The organism is Pseudomonas lalucatii, assembly GCF_018398425.1.
GTDB lineage: Bacteria > Pseudomonadota > Gammaproteobacteria > Pseudomonadales > Pseudomonadaceae > Aquipseudomonas > Aquipseudomonas lalucatii.
In genome coordinates this window covers 362,250-382,199 of sequence record NZ_JADPMV010000001.1, presented here as the reverse complement: position 1 = coordinate 382,199, position 19,950 = coordinate 362,250, and the positions used below count along the sequence as shown (strand labels likewise).

Annotated in this window: 15 protein-coding genes; 9 read left to right on the top strand and 6 right to left on the bottom strand. The window is 67.2% G+C overall.

Annotated features, from left to right (window positions below):
* From hutH to hutG, 3 genes are all read left to right on the top strand, one after another.
* Entirely contained in the window at positions 1–1,533 is a 1,533-nt protein-coding gene (gene hutH, locus I0D00_RS01660; RefSeq protein ID WP_213638027.1) for a histidine ammonia-lyase, read from the top strand.
* Positions 1,534–1,696: 163 nt separating this feature from the next.
* Positions 1,697–2,908, top strand: coding sequence for an imidazolonepropionase (gene hutI / locus I0D00_RS01655; RefSeq protein WP_213638026.1), 1,212 nt, complete (start codon positions 1,697–1,699; stop codon positions 2,906–2,908).
* Positions 2,898–3,710, top strand: a complete 813-nt coding sequence (gene hutG, locus I0D00_RS01650) for an N-formylglutamate deformylase (RefSeq protein ID WP_213638025.1) — start codon at positions 2,898–2,900, stop codon at positions 3,708–3,710. Before hutI ends, hutG begins: the two co-directional genes overlap by 11 nt.
* A 96-nt stretch (positions 3,711–3,806) precedes the next feature.
* Here hutG and I0D00_RS01645 read toward each other — a convergent pair whose 3' ends face one another.
* The 4 genes from I0D00_RS01645 to I0D00_RS01630 all read right to left on the bottom strand — a co-directional run bounded on the left by I0D00_RS01645 (position 3,807) and on the right by I0D00_RS01630 (position 7,949).
* A complete protein-coding gene (locus tag I0D00_RS01645) occupies positions 3,807–4,397 on the bottom strand; it encodes a HutD/Ves family protein (protein ID WP_213638024.1) in 591 nt (196 codons plus the stop codon).
* 368 nt (positions 4,398–4,765) lie between these two features.
* Positions 4,766–5,518, bottom strand: a complete 753-nt coding sequence (locus I0D00_RS01640; RefSeq protein ID WP_213638023.1) for a hypothetical protein — start codon at positions 5,516–5,518, stop codon at positions 4,766–4,768.
* Between the two features lie 125 nt (positions 5,519–5,643).
* Positions 5,644–7,098 carry a DUF5666 domain-containing protein gene (locus tag I0D00_RS01635; protein ID WP_246533158.1) on the bottom strand — a complete coding sequence of 485 codons (1,455 nt, stop codon included), beginning with the start codon at positions 7,096–7,098 and terminating at the stop codon, positions 5,644–5,646.
* The gene (locus tag I0D00_RS01630) at positions 7,095–7,949 is read right to left on the bottom strand and encodes a DUF6502 family protein (RefSeq protein WP_213638022.1); all 855 of its coding nucleotides are present in this window, start codon (positions 7,947–7,949) and stop codon (positions 7,095–7,097) included. The genes I0D00_RS01635 and I0D00_RS01630 overlap by 4 nt, the downstream gene beginning before the upstream one ends.
* 314 nt (positions 7,950–8,263) lie before the next feature.
* On the opposite strand from I0D00_RS01630, the gene I0D00_RS01625 reads away from it, so the two are divergent.
* A complete protein-coding gene (locus I0D00_RS01625; protein ID WP_213638021.1) occupies positions 8,264–9,214 on the top strand; it encodes a hypothetical protein in 951 nt (316 codons plus the stop codon).
* Between the two features lie 514 nt (positions 9,215–9,728).
* The gene (locus I0D00_RS01620) at positions 9,729–10,853 is read left to right on the top strand and encodes a CapA family protein (protein ID WP_213638020.1); all 1,125 of its coding nucleotides are present in this window, start codon (positions 9,729–9,731) and stop codon (positions 10,851–10,853) included.
* Between the two features lie 34 nt (positions 10,854–10,887).
* Here I0D00_RS01620 and I0D00_RS01615 read toward each other — a convergent pair whose 3' ends face one another.
* Positions 10,888–11,571, bottom strand: a complete 684-nt coding sequence (locus tag I0D00_RS01615) for a phosphoribosyltransferase (protein WP_213638019.1) — start codon at positions 11,569–11,571, stop codon at positions 10,888–10,890.
* A gap of 223 nt (positions 11,572–11,794) precedes the next feature.
* Positions 11,795–12,808, bottom strand: a complete 1,014-nt coding sequence (locus tag I0D00_RS01610) for a zinc-dependent alcohol dehydrogenase family protein (RefSeq protein ID WP_213638018.1) — start codon at positions 12,806–12,808, stop codon at positions 11,795–11,797.
* A 212-nt stretch (positions 12,809–13,020) separates the two neighbouring features.
* Between I0D00_RS01610 and I0D00_RS01605 the strand changes: the two genes are divergently transcribed.
* The 4 genes from I0D00_RS01605 (at position 13,021) to I0D00_RS01590 (ending at position 19,930) form a co-directional block, all read left to right on the top strand.
* A complete protein-coding gene (locus tag I0D00_RS01605) occupies positions 13,021–13,935 on the top strand; it encodes a LysR family transcriptional regulator (protein ID WP_246533157.1) in 915 nt (304 codons plus the stop codon).
* Positions 13,936–14,114: 179 nt separating this feature from the next.
* Positions 14,115–15,353, top strand: coding sequence for a multidrug efflux RND transporter periplasmic adaptor subunit MexE (mexE, locus tag I0D00_RS01600; RefSeq protein ID WP_213638017.1), 1,239 nt, complete (start codon positions 14,115–14,117; stop codon positions 15,351–15,353).
* A gap of 12 nt (positions 15,354–15,365) precedes the next feature.
* The gene (locus I0D00_RS01595; RefSeq protein WP_213638016.1) at positions 15,366–18,545 is read left to right on the top strand and encodes an efflux RND transporter permease subunit; all 3,180 of its coding nucleotides are present in this window, start codon (positions 15,366–15,368) and stop codon (positions 18,543–18,545) included.
* Positions 18,542–19,930 carry an efflux transporter outer membrane subunit gene (locus I0D00_RS01590; protein WP_213638015.1) on the top strand — a complete coding sequence of 463 codons (1,389 nt, stop codon included), beginning with the start codon at positions 18,542–18,544 and terminating at the stop codon, positions 19,928–19,930. The genes I0D00_RS01595 and I0D00_RS01590 overlap by 4 nt, the downstream gene beginning before the upstream one ends.
* The last annotated feature ends 20 nt before the right edge of the window (positions 19,931–19,950 follow it).

Sequence of the window (19,950 nt, the reverse complement as noted above, 5' to 3'; positions counted from 1 at the left end):
ATGAGCACCCTGAATATCGTCCCCGGCCAGCTGACCCTGGCCCAACTGCGCCAGATCCACCAGGCGCCGGTGCACCTGTCCCTGGACGCGAGTGCCAGTGAGGCCATCGAGGCCAGCGTCGCCTGCGTCGAGCAGGTGCTCGCCGAGAAACGCACCGTCTACGGCATCAACACCGGTTTCGGCCTGCTGGCCTCGACCCGCATCGCCAGCGAGGACCTGGAAAACCTGCAGCGTTCGCTGGTGCTGAGCCACGCCGCCGGCGTCGGCCAGCCGTTGGACGACGCCCTGGTGCGGCTGATCATGGTGCTCAAGGTCAACAGCCTGGCCCGCGGCTTCTCCGGCATCCGCCGCAAGGTGATCGACGCACTGATCGCCCTGATCAACGCCGAGGTCTACCCGCACATCCCGCTCAAGGGCTCGGTCGGTGCCTCCGGCGACCTGGCGCCGCTGGCGCACATGTCGCTGGTGCTGCTCGGCGAGGGCAAGGCGCGCCACCAGGGCCAGTGGCTGCCGGCGGTCGAGGCGCTGGCCGTGGCCGGCCTGGAACCCCTGACCCTGGCCGCCAAGGAGGGTCTGGCGCTGCTCAACGGCACCCAGGCCTCCACCGCCTACGCCCTGCGCGGCCTGTTCGCCGCCGAGGACCTGTTCAGCGCCGCGCTGGTCTGCGGCGGCCTCAGCGTGGAAGCCATGCTCGGCTCGCGCTCGCCGTTCGATGCGCGCATCCATGCCGCTCGCGGCCAGCGCGGGCAGATCGACGCAGCCGCGGCCTACCGCGACCTGCTGACGCCGAGCAGCGAGATCTCCCTGTCCCACGAGCACTGCGACAAGGTCCAGGACCCCTATTCGCTGCGTTGCCAGCCCCAGGTCATGGGCGCCTGCCTGACCCAGATCCGCCAGGCCGCCGAGGTGCTGGCGGTGGAGGCCAACGCGGTATCGGACAACCCGCTGGTGTTCGCGGCGGAAGGGGACATCATCTCCGGCGGCAACTTCCACGCCGAGCCGGTGGCCATGGCCGCCGACAACCTGGCCCTGGCCATCGCCGAGATCGGCTCGCTGTCCGAGCGGCGCATCTCGCTGATGATGGACAAGCACATGTCGCAGCTGCCGCCGTTCCTGGTGGCCAATGGCGGGGTCAATTCCGGCTTCATGATCGCCCAGGTCACCGCCGCGGCGCTGGCCAGCGAGAACAAGGCGCTGTCCCATCCGCACAGCGTCGACAGCCTGCCGACCTCGGCCAACCAGGAAGACCATGTGTCCATGGCCCCGGCCGCCGGCAAGCGCCTGTGGGAGATGGCCGACAACGTGCGCGGCATCCTCGCGGTGGAATGGCTGGGCGCCTGCCAGGGCCTGGACCTGCGCGAGGGGCTGAAGACCTCGGCCAAGCTCGAACAGGCTCGCACGACGCTGCGCGAGCGGGTGGCGCACTACCAGCAGGACCGCTTCTTCGCCCCGGACATCGAGGCGGCCAGCGAGTTGCTGGCGTCGCGCTGCCTGAGCGCGCTGGTCCCGGCGCAGTTGCTGCCCAGCCAGTGAGATGAAAGACAGCGCAGGGTGCCGGCCTAGCCGTGCACCCTGCGTCGGTTTCTGGATTGCCGTCGACGGGTCGGTCCGGCACTGCTCTAGACTCGACCCCATCGCTACCGGCCTCGCCGCAGTGGTCGAGGCCGCCCCCATAGCACACGAGGAGCCCATCCCTATGCTGCGCCTGTGGTTCAACTGCCACGCCGCCACCATGGCCGGCGGCCGTTACTCGATCATCGAGGATGCGGCGCTGGTGACGCGTGGCACCCTCATCGAATGGATCGGCCCCCAGGCGCAGTTGCCGGCAGGCGACTATGCCGAACGCATCGACCTGGGCGGCAGGTGGCTGACCCCGGGACTGATCGATTGTCATACCCACCTGGTGTTTGGTGGCGATCGCAGCGCCGAGTTCGAGCAGCGCCTGCAGGGCGTCAGCTATGCCGAGATCGCCGCCGCCGGTGGCGGCATCGCCAGCACCGTGCGCGCCACCCGGGGTGCGGACGAGGAACAGCTGCTGGCCACGGCCACCCAGCGCCTGCGGGGGCTGCTGCGCGAGGGCGTGACCACGGTGGAGATCAAGTCCGGCTACGGCCTCGACCTGGGCAGCGAGCGCAAGATGTTGCGGGTGATCCGCCGTCTCGGCGAACGCCTGCCCATCACGGTCAAGGCCACCTGCCTGGCGGCCCACGCGCTGCCCCCGGAATTTGCCGGCCGCGCCGACGACTACATCGACCATGTCTGCGCCGAGATACTCCCGGCCCTGGCCGGAGAAGGCCTGGTCGACGCGGTCGATGCCTTCTGCGAGCACCTGGCGTTCTCGCCGGCGCAGGTCGAGCGCGTATTCCAGCGCGCGCGCGAGCTGGGTCTGCCGGTCAAGCTGCATGCCGAGCAACTGTCGCCGCTGCACGGCTCCAGCCTGGCGGCGCGCTACGGCGCCCTGTCGGCCGATCATCTGGAGTTCATGGATGAGGCCGATGCCCGAGCCATGGCCGCTGCCGGCAGCGTGGCGGTGCTGCTGCCCGGCGCCTTCTACTTCCTGCGCGAGACACAATTGCCGCCGATCGAGCTGCTGCGTCGGCACGGGGTGGCCATGGCGATCGCCAGCGACCTCAACCCCGGGACCTCGCCGGCGCTGTCGCTGCGGCTGATGATGAACATGGCCTGCACCCTGTTCCGCATGACCCCGGAAGAGGCCCTGGCCGGCGTCACCCTGCACGCGGCCGAGGCGCTGGGCCTGGCCGGCAGCCATGGCAGCCTGGAAGTGGGCAAGCACGCCGACTTCGTGGCCTGGGATATCCACCGGCCGGCCGAGCTGGCCTATTGGCTGGGGGGCGACCTGGACAAGCGGGTGATCCGACATGGCGAGGAACTGAGCGATGAGCAATAACAGCGATGCCTTCGAGTTCAGCCGGGGGAGGCTGCCGCTGCTGATCAGCATGCCCCACGCCGGCGTCCTGCTCACGCCGGCGGTCGAGGCGGGCCTGGTCGAGCGGGCCCGCAGCCTGCCGGATACCGACTGGCATATCCCCAGGCTCTATGATTTCGCCGCCGAGTTGGGGGCCAGTACCCTGGCGGCCCGCTACTCGCGCTATGTGGTCGACCTCAACCGCCCGGCCGACGATAAGCCCCTCTACGCCAGCGCGACCACGGGGCTCTTTCCCGCGACCCTGTTCGACGGCACGCCCTTGTTCCGCGCAGGGCTCGAGCCGTCGAGCGCCGAGCGGGCCCGCACGCTGGAGCAGATTTGGACGCCGTACCACCGCGTCCTGGCGGCCGAACTGGAGCGCCTGCGCGACGAGTTCGGTTACGCGATGCTGTTCGATGCCCATTCGATCGCCTCGCGGGTGCCACGCCTGTTCGACGGTCGCCTGGCGGACTTCAACCTGGGCAGCAATGACGGCGCCAGCTGCGCGCCGGCCCTGGCGATGCAACTGCAGCAGGTCTGCGCCGGTGCGAGCGGCTACAGCCAGGTGCTCAACGGACGCTTCAAGGGCGGCTATATCACCCGCCACTACGGCGGGCCTGCCGACAACATCCACGCCATCCAGCTGGAACTGGCGCAATGCACCTACATGGATGAAGCGCCCCCCTACGCTTACCGTCCGAAAGCGGCCGAATCCGTCCGCCCGGTGCTGCGCCAGTTGCTGCAGGGCCTGCTGCAGTGGGGCAGGGCGCACTACGTCCGCTAGGCCCAGGCACACAGCACAACGCCATCGCCTACGAGCGCCACGGCCATACAGGCCGTGGCGCTGCTGTCGGGCGAGAGGTGGTAGGGTTCGGGCTCGTCAGCGACGCTCGAGTTCGATAAGGCAGCAGAAAGCCGATGGGCCGCCGTGAATCTGCAACTCGGCGAGTTCGGCCGAACGCTCGACATGCAGGCAGTCGTACTGTCCCAGGACACCGCAGGCGGCGTTGTCCAGGTGCACTTCTACGCCGCTTTGCGCGGCGAACAGCAACAGGGTGGTGGCGCTGGTGAGGATTCGCTGAGCCTCGTCGGCGCGCAGCCACTGCAGGCGCGCGCCGAACAGATCGGGCGAATAGATCAGATTGAAGTCGCGGATCGCCCCCTTGAGCAGGCGGCAGTGCACGCGACTGTCCCCTGAGAAGGCGAAGGGCTCGAGCGCGAGCAGCGGGGGAGTATCAGTGCCATCGACTTCCAGCACCATGCCGCCACCCTCCAGCACGCTGATCACCCTCTGGTAGCCGGCGAAGGCAGAAAAACCGTTGGACTCATCTATGTCGGCAATCGACAGGCGCCAGCCAAATCCATCCAGCCCCTCGCCGGTGTCCCGCGCGACCTCGAGCGTACTGCCCAGGCCATTCTTCCAGGGCATTGGGACATAGGCGCTGGCTCGATGGATTTGCGTACGAATCATTCTGGCTAAGTTCCTCGGGGCGATGTCGCGTCTGCGCTTCACCGCAATGGCAGCATTGAGGGATGTTCCGCGCAGTTACGGGACCATCCCTGAATCACGCAGCAGGGACTCGGCTCTCGATAGGCGCGCGGCCTGAGTATTATACATGCATGTATAGATGACCTGGAGTTTCAATTCCGCGCCGCTATCAGGCATGGCGAGAGAAGACGCTCGGGTGGGTAGGTTGCTTCGACGGCGTTAGCTAGAGCAATAGATGATTTAACATAATATACATTATGCGAAGCCTCTATTTGGAATGACGTCACACCGGGGCTGCCATGGCTGACCCGCAGCTTTCGTTCGTACGTATGTCCGATCAGGACAGCAACTCAAAACGAATGGCTGAGCAGCAGCCCGCCGCCGGCATCGGGGCTGGCGTCGGAAAAGCCTTTGCGGGCATACAGCTGGATCTTCCAGGAGCGGCTGAGCCTCTGGGTCAGGAACAGGGTAAGTTCCTGAACCTCATGGCCATCGGCGCTCACCTCCTGTCGCCAGTCGTAAGCCGCGCCCGCGGAGGTCGCGGGCGCCAATCCGGTCACGAAGCCGAGCGACACGAAGAACGGGTCCCGAAGGTTGCTGCCCGAGGGGTCGCCGAACTTCTTCCAGCCCACAGTGGCGAAGCCGCTGACAGCGCCGAGTCGCTGCGTGATGTCGATTTGGGCGGAGAAGTCGGTCTTGCCGGTTCCCAGGCAGTCGTCTTCATCGGCTGTGGGCAGTTTGACCTTGCCGGTCAGGTCCAGAATCAGTCCATCGCCTCGGCTGCCGTCCAGCAGCGCAATGCTCGCACTCGCCACCGTGTCGCCCAGGCCCTTCTCGACGCGGCCACAGCCCCCAGGCAACGGTTCGCCATCCGGCCCCACCGAGGGATTGGTGATGCGCAGGTACGGGATGGTCAACCTGTAGAGCAAGGGGCCGGTTGCATATTTAACGACCACCGGGACATACCAGGTTTCGCTGGTTGTCGGAGTCCCGTAGTTCCCCCGCGAGTAATCGGCCCCGGTAGAAAGCGTGAACTCATCGGCCAGGGCCGGGCCGACCAGGGACAGCCAAAGGCAGGGTACGATCAGACGAGCAGCTAGCATATCGACCTCGTTGCAATCCAGACACCGAAGTTCACATCGCGACTGTTGCCGGCCCTGCTTAGCTTAGTCGTCCATCTACTCGCCGCTTGCACAAATGCCTGTCTCCCGCTGAGAGGGATTGGCCTCTAATGGGGCCCGGAGCGGTCCAGCCTCTCGACCCGCTCCACCTCAGGTCGATCGACGCGTTCAGGTTTGTCCACCCGCTCGATGCGTTCGATGCGCTCCACCCGCTCCGGTTTGTCGACCCGGTCCGAGCGCTCGATCCGTTCGATACGTTCGATCCGCTCGACCCGAACGCCGTTCTCGAAAATCTCGATCCGCTCCCGGGTTTCCAGGCGGTCGCCGGAATCGCGTATCTCGATCCGCTCGCGACGCTCCAGATCGCCGGCAGCGGACTCCTCCCTGCGTTCGAGCCTGACCCGCGTATCGCCATCGCTGCTGCGCTCGCGAGAGTCGACGCTGTTCCGACCGGAGCCGCCATCCTCGTGCTGCTCGCCGTCCTCCGCAGACGAGCCCCGATGGCCGGCACCTTCCTGGCTGGAGGTTGCGGGGCGCTCCCGGGCGAACTCGATGCGTTCGGCCCGGATATTCCGCCCCTCGCCAAACACGCCGGAGACCCGGATGCGCCGGTCGACTGCAAGGTCGGCGGCTTGCCCGCCGAGATAGGCAGTACCGCTGTCCACATAGGCCGTGAACCCGCCGAACTCGATGCGATCTGCCTGCCGCCCGCGCACCAAGCCTTCTACAAGCGCATTACGCACCCGTCCGGCAAAGGGAATACCTGGATCGCTGTTCGCCTGGACAACCTCCAGCTGGCTGCCATTCCAGGTGCCGCGCACCAGGACCTCATCGCGGGGTGCCAGCGGCTTGCCGAGGGTCAGTCCTTGCAGGTTGCCGGCTCGATCGATTGCGCCGATGGCACTGACCTGCGCCAGCTCCGGTGCGCGATCGATGCGGCTGGCGACCACTTCGCCCCGGGCATCGCGCAAGCCACTGACCCGTACCGGCTCGCCGATTCGCAGACCTTCGGCCACGTGGGCCCCTGCGGCGATGCGCACGGGCTGCCCCATTACCCGCATTGCCGCACTGCCCGTGGCTACATCGGTGATCGGACCTTCATAGGCATGGAGGATCGCAATATTCCGCGCCTCGAGCCCGCGTGGCGATCTGCGCGCCTCCACCGCCACCACCTGACCAATAGCCAGGTGCTCGCTGCCGACGGGTAGGCCGTTCTCACTGATCGCAGCCTTGTCATCGAAGTGCACTTCCACGCCGTTCACGCAGATCGAGGCGAAGCCGGTGATGGTTCCGACGATGCCTGTACCGCCGCTGCCACCTTCGCCGGCAGGTGCTCCGGTCCCCCCCATTCCGCCGTTGTTGGCCGGCGCGCCGGTACCGCCAACGCCCCCGTTATCGGCTGGCGCGCCGGTACCGCCGATACCGCCCGTCGCCACGGCGCCCGTGCCGCCCATGCCGCCGGGCTCGAGGCAAGCCGGTGCGGCGCTCAGGGCGGGAGAAGCCAGCAGCAATGGGCCGCAAATAAATATGAGGGCGAACAGCAAGCGCGTGGCAGTGTTCATGGCGAACTGGCCGTGGTGGGTTTGGTCACCGCTGGTGGATTGGGTTCAGTGTAGAAATAGAGACCGACGGTGATGCGCTGCCTGGCATCGGCTGGGGGCACGTCCTGTTCCTCCAGTTCGGCTGCCAGCAGGTTGAAACCGTTCAACACCAGCATGCCTTCTACCTTCACGGCCTCACGCAGTTGCTCGACACCGGCCGGCGACAGGCTGTCGTAGTGGACGCTGCGCTCGAAGAACGGTGCGCCGTCCTCGGTCAGGTTGTGCACGGCGGCGCAGGCATGATCGTGGAGGTTGTGCTGGAAGTAGGCGGCCTTCTCGTCAAATCCCCGTTGCGGAATGAACGCCATCGCCTCCAGATGGACCTGATCCTGTTCATCCATTCGCACAATCCCCAGCCGAAGCCACTCATCCAACACGACGCGGGCACGGATATCCTTGCTGACCCGAGCCACCAGGCTATCGAACGAGCACTCGCCACCCATGCTGGCCAGACGTGCCAGGGGCAGTGGCCGGCCGGGCGCCGCGCAGAACGGCGCGTGGTTCAGCCAGACGCTGATCAAGTGGGCCCCGAACGAAATATCCTCGGGCAGGATGGCCGCCCGCTCGCTCACCTTGGCCCGCAGGCGCCTGACATCCTTGCGGTGCACCCCCGTCAGCAGGCTGATCCGGCTGTCGGTCGACGGCTTGTCGTCGAGACGAAACTCGTGCTCGGCGACATCGACGAATATCTCCTTGAGCAGGTTGGCAAAGCAGGTGTACGAGACCCCCTTCTTGAGCATCAGCCTCACCAATGGGCGCATGACATGCGTCAGCGCCGGCAGTAGAGAGGGAGGCAGAGTGGGCAATCGCATCAAGACATTCCTTCAAACACTGTTGCTAGATTAAAACGCCCCCTGCTCAATCAGCCCAGCTTTTCGTCCGAGGCGCTCGACAATCCTGACCTCCGTGCCGATCGCGCTCAGCCTTTGTCACTCATCGCCTTGGACCGCCGTATTTCCCCTGTCCGGACCGCGCAGGCCTGGACGATATGCCGAGGCGCTCGGCGCACCCTTTCGGTTTCCCGGAGCTTGATAACCGCGGCGCAGAAGGAGTCGCAAACCCCTTGATGCTTGGGGATTTGCGACTCAGCGCGGATCCATCCTGCAGGCGCTCGGGACGTTCTCTAGTGCTGTACCTCGACCACGTCGACATCCGGAGCGTCGGGGCCGTCGTTGGGCTCGAACTCTACCTCGACCACATCGTCATCCGGCTCATCAGGCGCGTCCGGGGCATCGGGTGCATCCGGTGCATCGTCGTCATCCGGGCGGGCGGCCCTCGCCGCATCCCTGGCGGCGTCGCGCGCTACATTCGCAGCCGCTCGGGCAGCGTCTCGAGCCGCATCTGCCTCATCCTTGGCGGCGTCCCGAGCTGCGTCGGCAGCTGCTCTGGCCGCGTCTCGGGCCGCATCGGCAGCAGCCTTGGCGGCATCCCGGGCCGCATCTGCGTTCGGATCGCCGGCCGCCTTGGCCGCGTCTCGGGCGGCATCGGCCGAAGCCCTGGCGGCATCTCGGGCCGCATCTGCGGCATCTCTGGCAGATTCTCGGGCCGCATCGGCTGCGTCTCTGGCAGACTCTCGGGCCGCATTCGCCTCACTTCTGGCGGCGTCACGGGCCGCATCGGCGGCATCTTTCCCCGCGTCGTTGTCACGGGCATTGCCAGGGCCGCTGTTCCCAGCCATACCGCCGTGGTCGGCGTCACCGCCTCCCCGGCCGCTATGACCGTCACCGCCGTGGCCCCCTCGGCCGTGGCCACCGTCGCCTCTGCCGTCACCACCATCACCGCCGTGGCCACCGCCTCCGGAGCCGCTGTTGCCACCGCCGCCGTGGCCACCACCACCGCGGCCACCACCACCGTCGCCGCCACTGCCACTGCCACTGCCACTGCCGCTCCCGCTACCGCCTCCCCCGCTGCCGCCATCTTTGGCATACACGCTGGAGAAACTACTGACGTAATCGGGCACCAGGACCGTCGATGCCGACAGAACTCCACCAATTGCCAGAGCCAACAAACATTTCTTGAGCAGCATGATGCACCTCCGCTTGGAGTTGCGTCGTCATCTCCCTATCGAACGCAATGAGCAGTGAATACCAAGCCGTCCTCTGGGGCGGCCAACCAACCGGCGCGGCCATCTATCTGCAGCATCAGTGACGCAACTGCGGTTTCCGCACGATCCTTCTCAGCCAGTCAGTGCAAGTATGTGGGAATTTTTCCCACGCCTTCAAGTTAGCACTCTCGAGACGGCTGTCAACGACCGAACGTCCGGAGTTGCCGGGACGGCAACCAGATACCGTCCTCTTGGGTTCTGCGCCCTGGATCGGGTCGGGTAGCAGTGCCTATGGCGCAATCGCAAACCAATCGGCGCGCCGCGGGGCTGGGGGCATTTGCCCGGCAGGGCCGACTGCACTGTACGCCGACGAGGTCGGCCAGCTATCGCGCCGTTGTGCGTTCATCGCATCGCCCGGAACTGCCCCGCAGCTTGCACAGAGCATCGGCAAAGCCAGCCCCTTGAATGCAACCGCCGATCATTGCAGTCTGAAACAAGGGAACTCGATCCGTGGATGCAGGGACGCCTGTGATCTCGGGAGGTTGCCATGACGCACGGCAAGCCGTTCACCACCCTGTTTCTCGGCGGCGACCTGATGTGCGCGCGGGGCATCGACCAGATCTTGCCCTATCCGGGCGACCCCCGACTCCATGAGGCCTGCGTCAAGCATGCCGGCGACTATGTGCAGCTGGCCGAGCGGCGCAACGGTCCCATTCCCCGGCCGGTGGACTTCGCCTATGCCTGGGGCGCGGCCCTGGATGAGTTCAGGCGTCGCCGTCCGGACCTGCGCCTGGTCAACCTGGAAACCGCGGTAACTCGCCGCGGCCGGCCGCAGCCCAAGGGCATCAACTACCGCATGAACCCGGCCAACCTGCCGCTGCTGGAGGTCGCAGGCATCGACTGCTGCGCCTTGGCCAACAATCACCTGCTGGACTGGGGCGAAGCGGGCCTGCTCGATACCCTGAGTGGCCTTGATGCCCATGGCCTGCAGCATGCCGGGGCCGGAATCGACGAGGCCGGCGCCACGGCGCCGGCCGTCCTGAGTCTGCCCGGTGGCCGGCTCTTGTTTTTCGCCTTCGCCACCGAGGACAGCGGTGTCCCGGCGCACTGGGCCGCCGACCGGCTGCGGCCCGGGGTTGCCCGGCTGGACGACCTCTCGCCGCGGAGTCTGGAGCGTATCGCGCGGCTCATCCGCGCGGCCAAACGACCGGGCGACCGGGTGGTGCTGTCGATCCATTGGGGCGGCAACTGGGGCTTCGCCATCCCCCGCGAACAGGTCGACTTCGCCCATGGCCTGATCGATCGAGCCGGCGTGGACCTGCTGCACGGTCATTCTGCGCACCATATCAAGGCGATCGAGGTCTACCGGCAGCATCTGATTCTCTACGGCTGTGGCGACCTGCTGGACGACTACGAGGGCATCGACGGCTATAGGGCCTATCGCGGTGACCTGGGCCTGTTGTATTTCGCCGAATTGGACGGCGCGGGGCGGCTTGTGGCGCTGGAACTGCAGCCTACCTGCCAGCGTCGCCTGAGCATCCAGCGAGCCGAGGGCGCGGATCGGCAATGGCTGCAGGACACGCTCAGCCGCGAGTGCGGTCGTTTCGGTTGCGGGGTGCGGCCAACCTCCGAGAACGGCTTCGCCCTGGTCTGGGCGGATACCCCCTGTTAGCGGCCATGGCCATGACGCCAGCCCAAGCGCAGCCTCAGGGCTCGGCTGCGTCTTCACGTTGCCAGGCGCGCTGCAGCAACTCGATGACCTCGTCGTCCGACGTCTGGCCGAAATCCACGTACCAGTGCCCGATGGCCATCAGCAGTGGCGGCTCGCAGGGGCATATCAGTTCGTCGACCTGAGTGCGTAGCTGGGCGGCACTCTCCGGCGCGGCGACCGGCACCGCGATGACGATGCGCGCCGGCCCCTGCTGGCGCACCGCCTGAACGGCCGCCTGCATGGTGGCACCGGTCGCCACGCCGTCATCGACCAGTATGACCTGCCGATCACGCAGCGGCGGTAACGGCCGCCTGCCGCGATAGACCTGGGCACGGCGTTGCAACTCTGCGCCCTCCCGTGCCGCGACGGCCTCGATGCGGGCCTGGTCGACTCCGGCATACGCCAGCACGTCGCGATTCATCACCCGCACCCCACCACTGGCAATGGCCCCCATGGCCAGCTCCGAATGCCCCGGAACTCCCAGCTTGCGCACCAGCAGCAGGTCCAGGTGCAGGCCCAGCGCCTCGGCTATCTGGTAGGCCACCGGAACTCCACCCCGGGGCAAGGCCAGGACGATGGCGTCGGGGCGGCGGGCATAGGTCGACAACCGTGTTGCCAGGATCTGGCCGGCGGCTATTCGGTCGGGAATGGGGACGGGGATGGGGGCTTCCTGCGGCATGTTCACACCCTCGGCAAGAAAGCTCCTGTCACTATGCACCCGTGGCCCCATGCGATCCAGCGCGGCGGCGAGCGTGGCCGACCGCCGCGACCAGCGGACGATGTCCGACGCCTGAGCCGACGCAGCTGCAGGCGGTCCTCAGGCGCCACGGATGGTATCGAGAGGCTGCAATAGACTGGGCGGAGCGATGCAGGCCTGCCCGCTCGAGCGGGCAGAGGGCGGATCAGACCTGCAACACCACCCGCCCTCGACTCGGACAGGTCTCCATCAGCCGATGGGCTTCGACCACCTTGTCGAACGGGAATACTTGCTTGATCAGCGGCCGCAGCAGCCCGTCGCGGGTCAGCTGGTTGATGCCCTGCAGGGCCTTGTCCACGGCCTCCTTGTCCTGCGGAATACCCAGTTCTTCCTTGCCGGTGAAGTTGCCGAGGCAATGGACGAAGAACTGGATGTTCTTCTGGAACGCCGCACAGGCCGGAAACGGGGTCTCGTTGCCGCCCTGCAGGCCATACAGCACCAGGCGTCCCCGCGGCGCCAGGGCATCGCCGAGCAGGCACATCTGCGGCCCGCCGAGGGCATCCATGACGATATCGGCGCCCCGGCCGTCGGTCAGCTTGTTGACCCGGCTGACCAGGTCCTGCTCCTCGGTAGGAATGACGTGGTCGGCGCCCAGTTCGCGCAGGAAGTCCTGGTCCTCGCTGTCCGCGGTCGCGGCGATGACCCTGGCTCCCAGGGCCTTGCCCAGCTGCACTATATAGGGACCCCAGCAGCGGCTGGCCGCCGTGACCAGCACGGTTTCGCCGGGCTTGAGCCGTGCCAGTTCGACGAAGCCGAACCAGCCCACCAGCGAAGGCAGGTAGTGCACGCTGGCCTGCTGCGGGGTCAGCAGATCGGGATAGCGCGTCAGCGAGCTGCGCGGCAGCAGCACCTCTTCGGCGCAGCAGGGATAACGGTTGGCACTGTGGCCCGGGAAGCTGGCGACCTTGTCGCCCACCGCCAGGTCGTCGACACCCTCGCCCACGGCCAGGACTTCCCCGGCCAGCTCATGGCCGAGGCCGGCGGGCAGGGTCGCCGGGGTATTGGCCAGGTTCTGCCGCCAGAGCACGTCGTACCAGCTGACACCGAGCGCCTGGGCGCGGACCAAGACTTCGCCGGCGGCCGGCACGGGACGCGTACGCTCTTCGACCTTGAGGACGTCGGCCTCGCCGAACTGATGGAAACGGATGATGCGGGACATCGCAAACCTCACCGGTTGACCCCTTATGGCCATGGACTTTATCTGCGCTTTGTGGGCAATACCAGCCGCCGGGAGTGATATTCACCATGCTTGTCGGTGATGACAGCGCCGGCAACTATCATTGCCGGACACATCTTTGTTGCCTCGCGGCGCGACTTCGCATTAGCCTGAGACGGGCCGCCACGAGCCCACCACTCCTGTATGGACACCGGATGAACCGCAACGATCTTCGTCGAGTCGATCTCAATCTGCTGATCGTGTTCGAAACGCTGATGCATGAACGCAGCGTGACGCGAGCGGCCGAAAAGCTGTTTCTCGGCCAGCCGGCGATCAGTGCCGCCCTCTCCCGCCTGCGCGGCCTGTTCGACGATCCGCTGTTCGTCCGCACCGGGCGCAGCATGGAGCCTACCGCCCGGGCCCAGGAGATCTTCGCCCTGCTCGTCCCGGCACTGGACTCGATCTCCACGGCGGTCAGCCGCGCCGCCGACTTCGACCCGGCCACCAGCACGGCGGTGTTTCGCATCGGCCTGTCCGATGATGTCGAGTTCGGCCTGCTGCCGCCGCTGATCAAGCGCCTGCGCGCCGAAGCACCGGGGGTGGTGCTGGTGATCCGCCGCACCAACTACCTGTTGATGCCCGGTCTCCTGGCCTCCGGGGAGATCTCGGTGGGCGTCGGCTACACCGAGGAGCTGCCGGCCAACGCCAAGCGCAAGGTGATGCGCCGCAGCAAGCCCAAGCTGCTGCGGGCCGACAGCGTGCCCGGCCCGCTGAGCCTGGACGACTACTGCGCGCGGCCCCATGCCCTGGTGTCCTTCGCCGGCGACCTGGGCGGCTTCATCGATGCGGCGCTGGAAAAGATCGGTCGCCAGCGCCGGGTGGTACTGGCGGTGCCGCAGTTCAATGGCCTCGGCCCTCTGCTCAGCGGCACCGACATCATCGCCACGGTACCCGACTACACCGCCGCGGCCCTGACCGCCGCCGGCGGCCTGCGCACCGAGGACCTGCCGCTGGAGACCCAGACCTTCGAACTGCACATGGCCTGGCGTGGTGCCCAGGACAACGATCCGGCCGAGCGCTGGCTGCGTTCGCGGATCCAGATGTTCGTCGGCGACCCGGACAGCCTCTAGGTCGAACCCAGGACACCGCGCGCCCCAGGGGGACGCCCCGCCTCGATCATGGTCGTGCATCGATACCAGCCTCGTCATCATCATTGCCGGTGATAACCATATTTGCGGCGTTCGATTCGTCGCACGCCGGACCGCGCCGCAGACTCCGCCCATCGAATAAACCGACTGGCGGACCCCCCATGGAACAGTTCAGCAACCCCTGGCGCACAGCCCTGGCCCTCGTGGCGATGTTGGCGCTCGGCGCCTGTGGCCAGGCCCCCGAGACCATGCAGCAAATGCCCGCGGCGAAAGTCAGCGTGGCCGAAGTCATCGAACAACCACTCAATGAATGGGACGAATTCACCGGGCGCCTCGAGGCCCCGGAGTCGGTCGAGATTCGCCCGCGGGTTTCCGGCTTCATCGACCGGGTCGCCTTCGCCGAAGGCAGCCTGGTGAGCAAGGGCGACCTGCTGTTCCAGATCGATCCGCGGCCCTTCCAGGCCGAGGTCAAGCGCCTCGAAGCCCAGCTGCAACAGGCCCGTGCCAACCAGGCCCGCACCGCCAGCGAAGCCACGCGCGGCGAACGCCTGCGCAAAAGCAACGCGATTTCCGCCGAACTGGCCGATGCCCGCGCCAGCGCCGCCGCCGAGGCCCGCGCCGCGGTAGCCGGGATCCAGGCCGAACTGGACAACGCCCGTCTCAACCTCAGCTTTACCCGCGTGGTTGCGCCGATCGACGGCCGCGTCAGCCGCGCCGAGGTCACCGCCGGCAACCTGGTGGCAGCCGGGCAGCACCTGCTCACCACCCTGGTCAGCACCGACGAGGTCTATGCCTACTTCGATGCCGACGAAGGGGTATTCCTCAAGTACCTGGAACTGGCCCGTCAGGCCGGTGCCGATGCTCGCGCCGCCAGCCCGGTCTACCTCGGCCTGAGCAACGAGGACGGCCACCCGCACCTGGGCCAGCTGGACTTTCTCGACAATCAGGTCAATCCGCAGACCGGCACCATTCGTGGCCGCGCGGTATTCGACAACACCGACGGCCGTTTCACCCCGGGACTCTATGCCCGACTCAAGCTGGTCGGCAGCGATACCTACGCCGCCGCCCTGATCCAGGACGTCGCCGTGGGCACCGACCTGGGCAAGAAGTTCGTCCTGGTACTCGGCGCGGACAACAGCGTCAGCTACCGGGCCATCGAGCTGGGGCCCAAGGTCGAGGGCCTGCGCATCGTCCGCGCGGGCCTGGCCAAGGGCGAGAAGATCGTGGTCAACGGCCTGCAGCGCGCCCTGCCCGGCGCCACCGTCGACCCGCAGGCCGTGCCCATGGCCGATGCCGAAACCCTGGCCACCCTCGCCCGCCTGCGCCAGGCGGTAGAAGCCCGCGACGCGCCGCGGCTGGCCGAGCAGATCGGCAAATCGACCAGCGCACCACGGGGCTAAAGGTAGACAACCATGAACTTCTCGCAATTCTTCATTCAGCGGCCGATCTTCGCCGCGGTGCTGTCGCTGCTGATCCTGATCGGCGGGGCCATCTCGCTGTTCCAGCTGCCGATCAGCGAGTACCCGGAAGTGGTGCCGCCGACCGTGGTGGTGCGTGCCAGCTTCCCCGGCGCCAACCCCAAGGTGATCGGCGAAACCGTCGCCTCGCCTCTGGAACAGGCCATCACCGGGGTCGAGGGCATGCTCTACATGTCCTCGCAGTCCACCAACGACGGCAAGCTGAGCCTGACCATCACCTTCGCCCTGGGAACCGACCTGGATACCGCCCAGGTACAGGTGCAGAACCGCGTGACCCGTACCATGCCGACCCTGCCGACCGAGGTGCAGCGCCTCGGCGTGACCGTGGACAAGGCTTCGCCCGACCTGACCATGGTGGTGCACCTGACCTCGCCGGACGACCGCTACGACATGCTCTACCTGTCCAACTACGCCGCGCTCAACATCAAGGACGAGCTGGCGCGCCTGGAGGGCGTCGGCAACGTGCAACTGTTCGGCATGGGCGACTACTCGCTGCGCGTCTGGCTCGACCCGAACAAGGTGGCCTCGCGGGGCCTCACCGCCAGCGACGTGGTGGCCGCCATCCGCGAGCAGAACCGTCAGGTGGCCGCCGGCTCCCTCGGTGCGCCGCCCGCCGATGCCGGCAACAGCTTCCAGCTGTCGATCAACACCCAGGGGCGCCTGGTCAGCGAGGAAGAGTTCGAGAACATCATCGTGCGCGCCGGCGAGCAGGGCGAGATCACCCGCCTGAAGGACATCGCCCGGGTCGAACTCGGCTCCAGCCAGTACGCCCTGCGCTCGCTGCTCAACAACAAGCCGGCGGTGGCCATTCCGGTGTTCCAGCGCCCCGGTTCCAACGCCATCGAGATCTCCAATGCCGTGCGCGCGCGCATGGCCGAGTTGAAGCAGAGCTTTCCCCAGGGCGTGGACTACGAGATCGTCTACGACCCGACCATCTTCGTGCGCGGCTCCATCGAGGCGGTGGTGCACACCCTGCTCGAGGCCATCGTGCTGGTGGTGCTGGTGGTGATCCTGTTCCTGCAGACCTGGCGCGCCTCGATCATCCCGCTGGCCGCCGTGCCGGTGTCGTTGATCGGCACCTTCGCGGTGATGCACCTGCTGGGCTTCTCGCTCAACGCCCTGTCGCTGTTCGGCCTGGTGCTGGCCATCGGCATCGTGGTGGACGACGCCATCGTCGTGGTGGAGAACGTCGAGCGCAACATCGGTCTCGGCAAGTCCCCCATCGAGGCGACCCGCCAGGCCATGCAGGAAGTGACCGGCCCCATCGTCGCCACCGCCCTGGTGCTGTGCGCGGTGTTCGTGCCGACCGCCTTCATCTCCGGCCTCAGCGGCCAGTTCTACCAGCAGTTCGCCCTGACCATCGCCATCTCCACGGTGATCTCCGCGTTCAACTCGCTGACCCTGTCGCCGGCCCTGGCCGCCGTACTGCTCAAGGACCACCGCGCCCCCAAGGACGGCTTCTCGCGGCTGCTGGACAAGCTGTTCGGCGGCTGGCTGTTCGCGCCCTTCAATCGCCTGTTCGACCGCGCCAGCCATGGCTACGTCGGCACCGTGCAGCGCGTGCTGCGCGGCAGCGGCATCGCCATGTTCCTCTATGCCGGCCTGCTGGCCCTGGGTTACCTGGGCTTTTCCAGCACCCCGACCGGCTTCGTGCCGCAGCAGGACAAGCAGTACCTGGTGGCCTTCGCCCAACTGCCGGACGCCGCCACCCTCGACCGCACCGAGGCGGTGGTCAAGCGCATGTCGCAGATCGCCGGCCAGCACCCGGGCGTGGAGAACACCGTGGCCTTCCCCGGCCTGTCGATCAACGGCTTCACCAACAGCCCCAACAGCGGCATCGTGTTCACCCCGCTCAGGGCCTTCGATGAGCGCAAGGACCCGGCCATGAGCGCCGGCGCCATCGCCGCCGAGCTGAACCAGCAGTTCGCCGAGATCCAGGACGCCTACATCGCCATCTTCCCGCCGCCACCGGTACAGGGTCTGGGCACCATCGGCGGCTTCCGCCTGCAGCTGCAGGATCGCGGCAGCCTGGGCTACGAGGAGCTGTACCGGCAGACCCAGAACATCCTCAATAAGGCGCGCCAGCTGCCGGAGCTCAACCCCATGTCGGTGTTCACCAGCTACCAGGTCAACGTGCCGCAGGTGGATGCCAACATCGACCGGGAGAAGGCCAAGACCCACGGCGTGGCCATCAGCGACATCTTCGACACCCTGCAGGTGTACCTGGGCTCGCTGTACGCCAACGACTTCAACCGTTTCGGCCGCACCTACCAGGTCAACGTCCAGGCCGACCAGCAGTTCCGCCTGGAGCCGGAGCAGATCGGCCAGCTCAAGGTGCGCAACAACCGTGGCGAGATGGTGCCGCTGTCCACCTTCGTCAAGGTCGAGGACAGCGCAGGTCCCGATCGGGTGATGCACTACAACGGCTTCATCACCGCCGAGATCAATGGCGCGGCCGCGCCGGGCTACAGCTCCGGCCAGGCCGAGGCGGCGATCGGCCGGCTGCTCGCGGAGGAGTTGCCCAACGGCATGACCTTCGAGTGGACCGACCTGACCTACCAGCAGATCCTCGCCGGCAACAGCGCCATTTTCGTCTTCCCGCTCTGCGTGCTGCTGGCCTTCCTGGTGCTGGCCGCCCAGTACGAGAGCTGGAGCCTGCCGCTGGCGGTGATCCTGATCGTGCCGACCGTGCTGTTCTCGGCCATCGTCGGGGTGATCCTGGCCGGCGGCGACAACAACATCTTCACCCAGATCGGCCTGATCGTGCTGGTGGGCCTGGCGTGCAAGAACGCCATCCTCATCGTCGAGTTCGCCAAGGAGAAACAGGAGGAAGGCCTGGACCGCGTCAGCGCCGTGCTGGAGGCCTGCCGCCTGCGCCTGCGGCCGATCCTGATGACCTCCATCGCCTTCATCATGGGCGTGGTGCCCCTGGTGCTGTCCTCCGGCGCCGGCGCCGAGATGCGTCATGCCATGGGCGTGGCGGTATTTTCCGGGATGATCGGGGTGACCTTCTTCGGCCTGCTGCTGACCCCGGTGTTCTACGTGCTGATCCGCCGCTTTGTCGAGGGCCGTCAGGCGCAACGCGCCCTGCGGCTGCAGGAGGTGCAGGCATGAAGGCCTTGACCCCTGCCCTGCTCGCCCTGGCACTGAGCGCCTGCGCCGTCGGGCCGGACTATCGGGCACCGGCTACGCCGGCGCCCCTACTGCCCAGTGCCGAGCACCAGGATTACGATCGCTCGCACTTCGAGGCACTGTGGTGGCAGCAGTTCGACGATCCGGCCCTGAACCGCTTGGTCCAGCAGTCCCTGCAGGAAAACCGCGAGCTGCGGGTGGCCTTCGCCCGCCTGCGCGCGGCCCGAGCCATCCGCGACGAGGTGGCCAACGATCGCCTGCCGATTGTCGCCGCTCGGGCCAGCAGCGAAGTCGGCAAGGCCCAACAGCCCGGCGTGAGCGAGCGGCGGGTGAATGGCGAGCGCTACGACCTGGGCCTGGACCTGGCCTGGGAACTCGATCTGTTCGGCCGTATCCAGCGTCAGCTGGAGGCCAGCGAGGCGCAGATCGAGGTGGCCGAGGCCGACTATTACCGGCTGCAGGTCAGCCTGATCGCCGAGCTGGTGGACGCCTACGGCAGCCTGCGGGGCGCGCAGCTGCGCGAAGGCATCGCCCGGGAAAACCTGGAGAATCAACGGGAATCCCGGGCCATAGTCGAACGACTGCGCGACGCCGGCGTCGGCAGCGAACTGGACGTGCTGCGCAGCGAGGCGCGCCTGGCCGCCACCGAGTCCAGACTGCCGCTCCTGCAGGGCGAACAGGCGCGGGCGAAGAACCGCATCGCCACCCTGCTCGGCCAGCGCCCGCAGCAGCTGGCCGCGGACCTCGCGGTGCAGCCCTTGCCAGCCATCGCCAAGGCCCTGCCGATCGGCGATCCGGGCGAGCTGTTGCGCCGCCGCCCGGACGTGCTGGCGGCCGAGCGACAGCTGGCGGCGGCCACCGCCAGCATCGGCGTGGCCACCGCCGACCTGTTCCCGCGGGTCAGCCTGTCCGGCTTCCTCGGCTTCACCGCCGGCCGTGGCTCGCAGCTGGGCGCCTCGGCGGCGCGCGCCTGGGGCCTGGCGCCGACCCTCAGCTGGGCGGCCTTCGACCTCGGCAGTGTGCGTGCCCGCCTGCGCGGCGCCGAAGCCGGCGCCGACGGCGCCCTGGCCAACTACGAACACCGGGTGCTGCTGGCCCTGGAGGAAAGCGAGAACGCCTTCAGCGACTACGGCAAGATCCAGGAGCAGCTGATCGCCCTGCTGCGCCAGTCCGAGGCCAGTCGCGCGGCGGCCGAGCAGGCGGCGATCCGCTATCGCGAAGGCACGGTGGATTTCCTCGTGCTGCTGGACGCCGAGCGCGAACGCCTGGCTGCCGAAGACGCCCAGGCCCAGGCCGAGGTCGAGCTGTATCGCGGCATAGTCGCCATCTACAAGGCCCTCGGCGGCGGCTGGCAGCCCTACGGCTGAAACGAACCCACTCCTTGGTT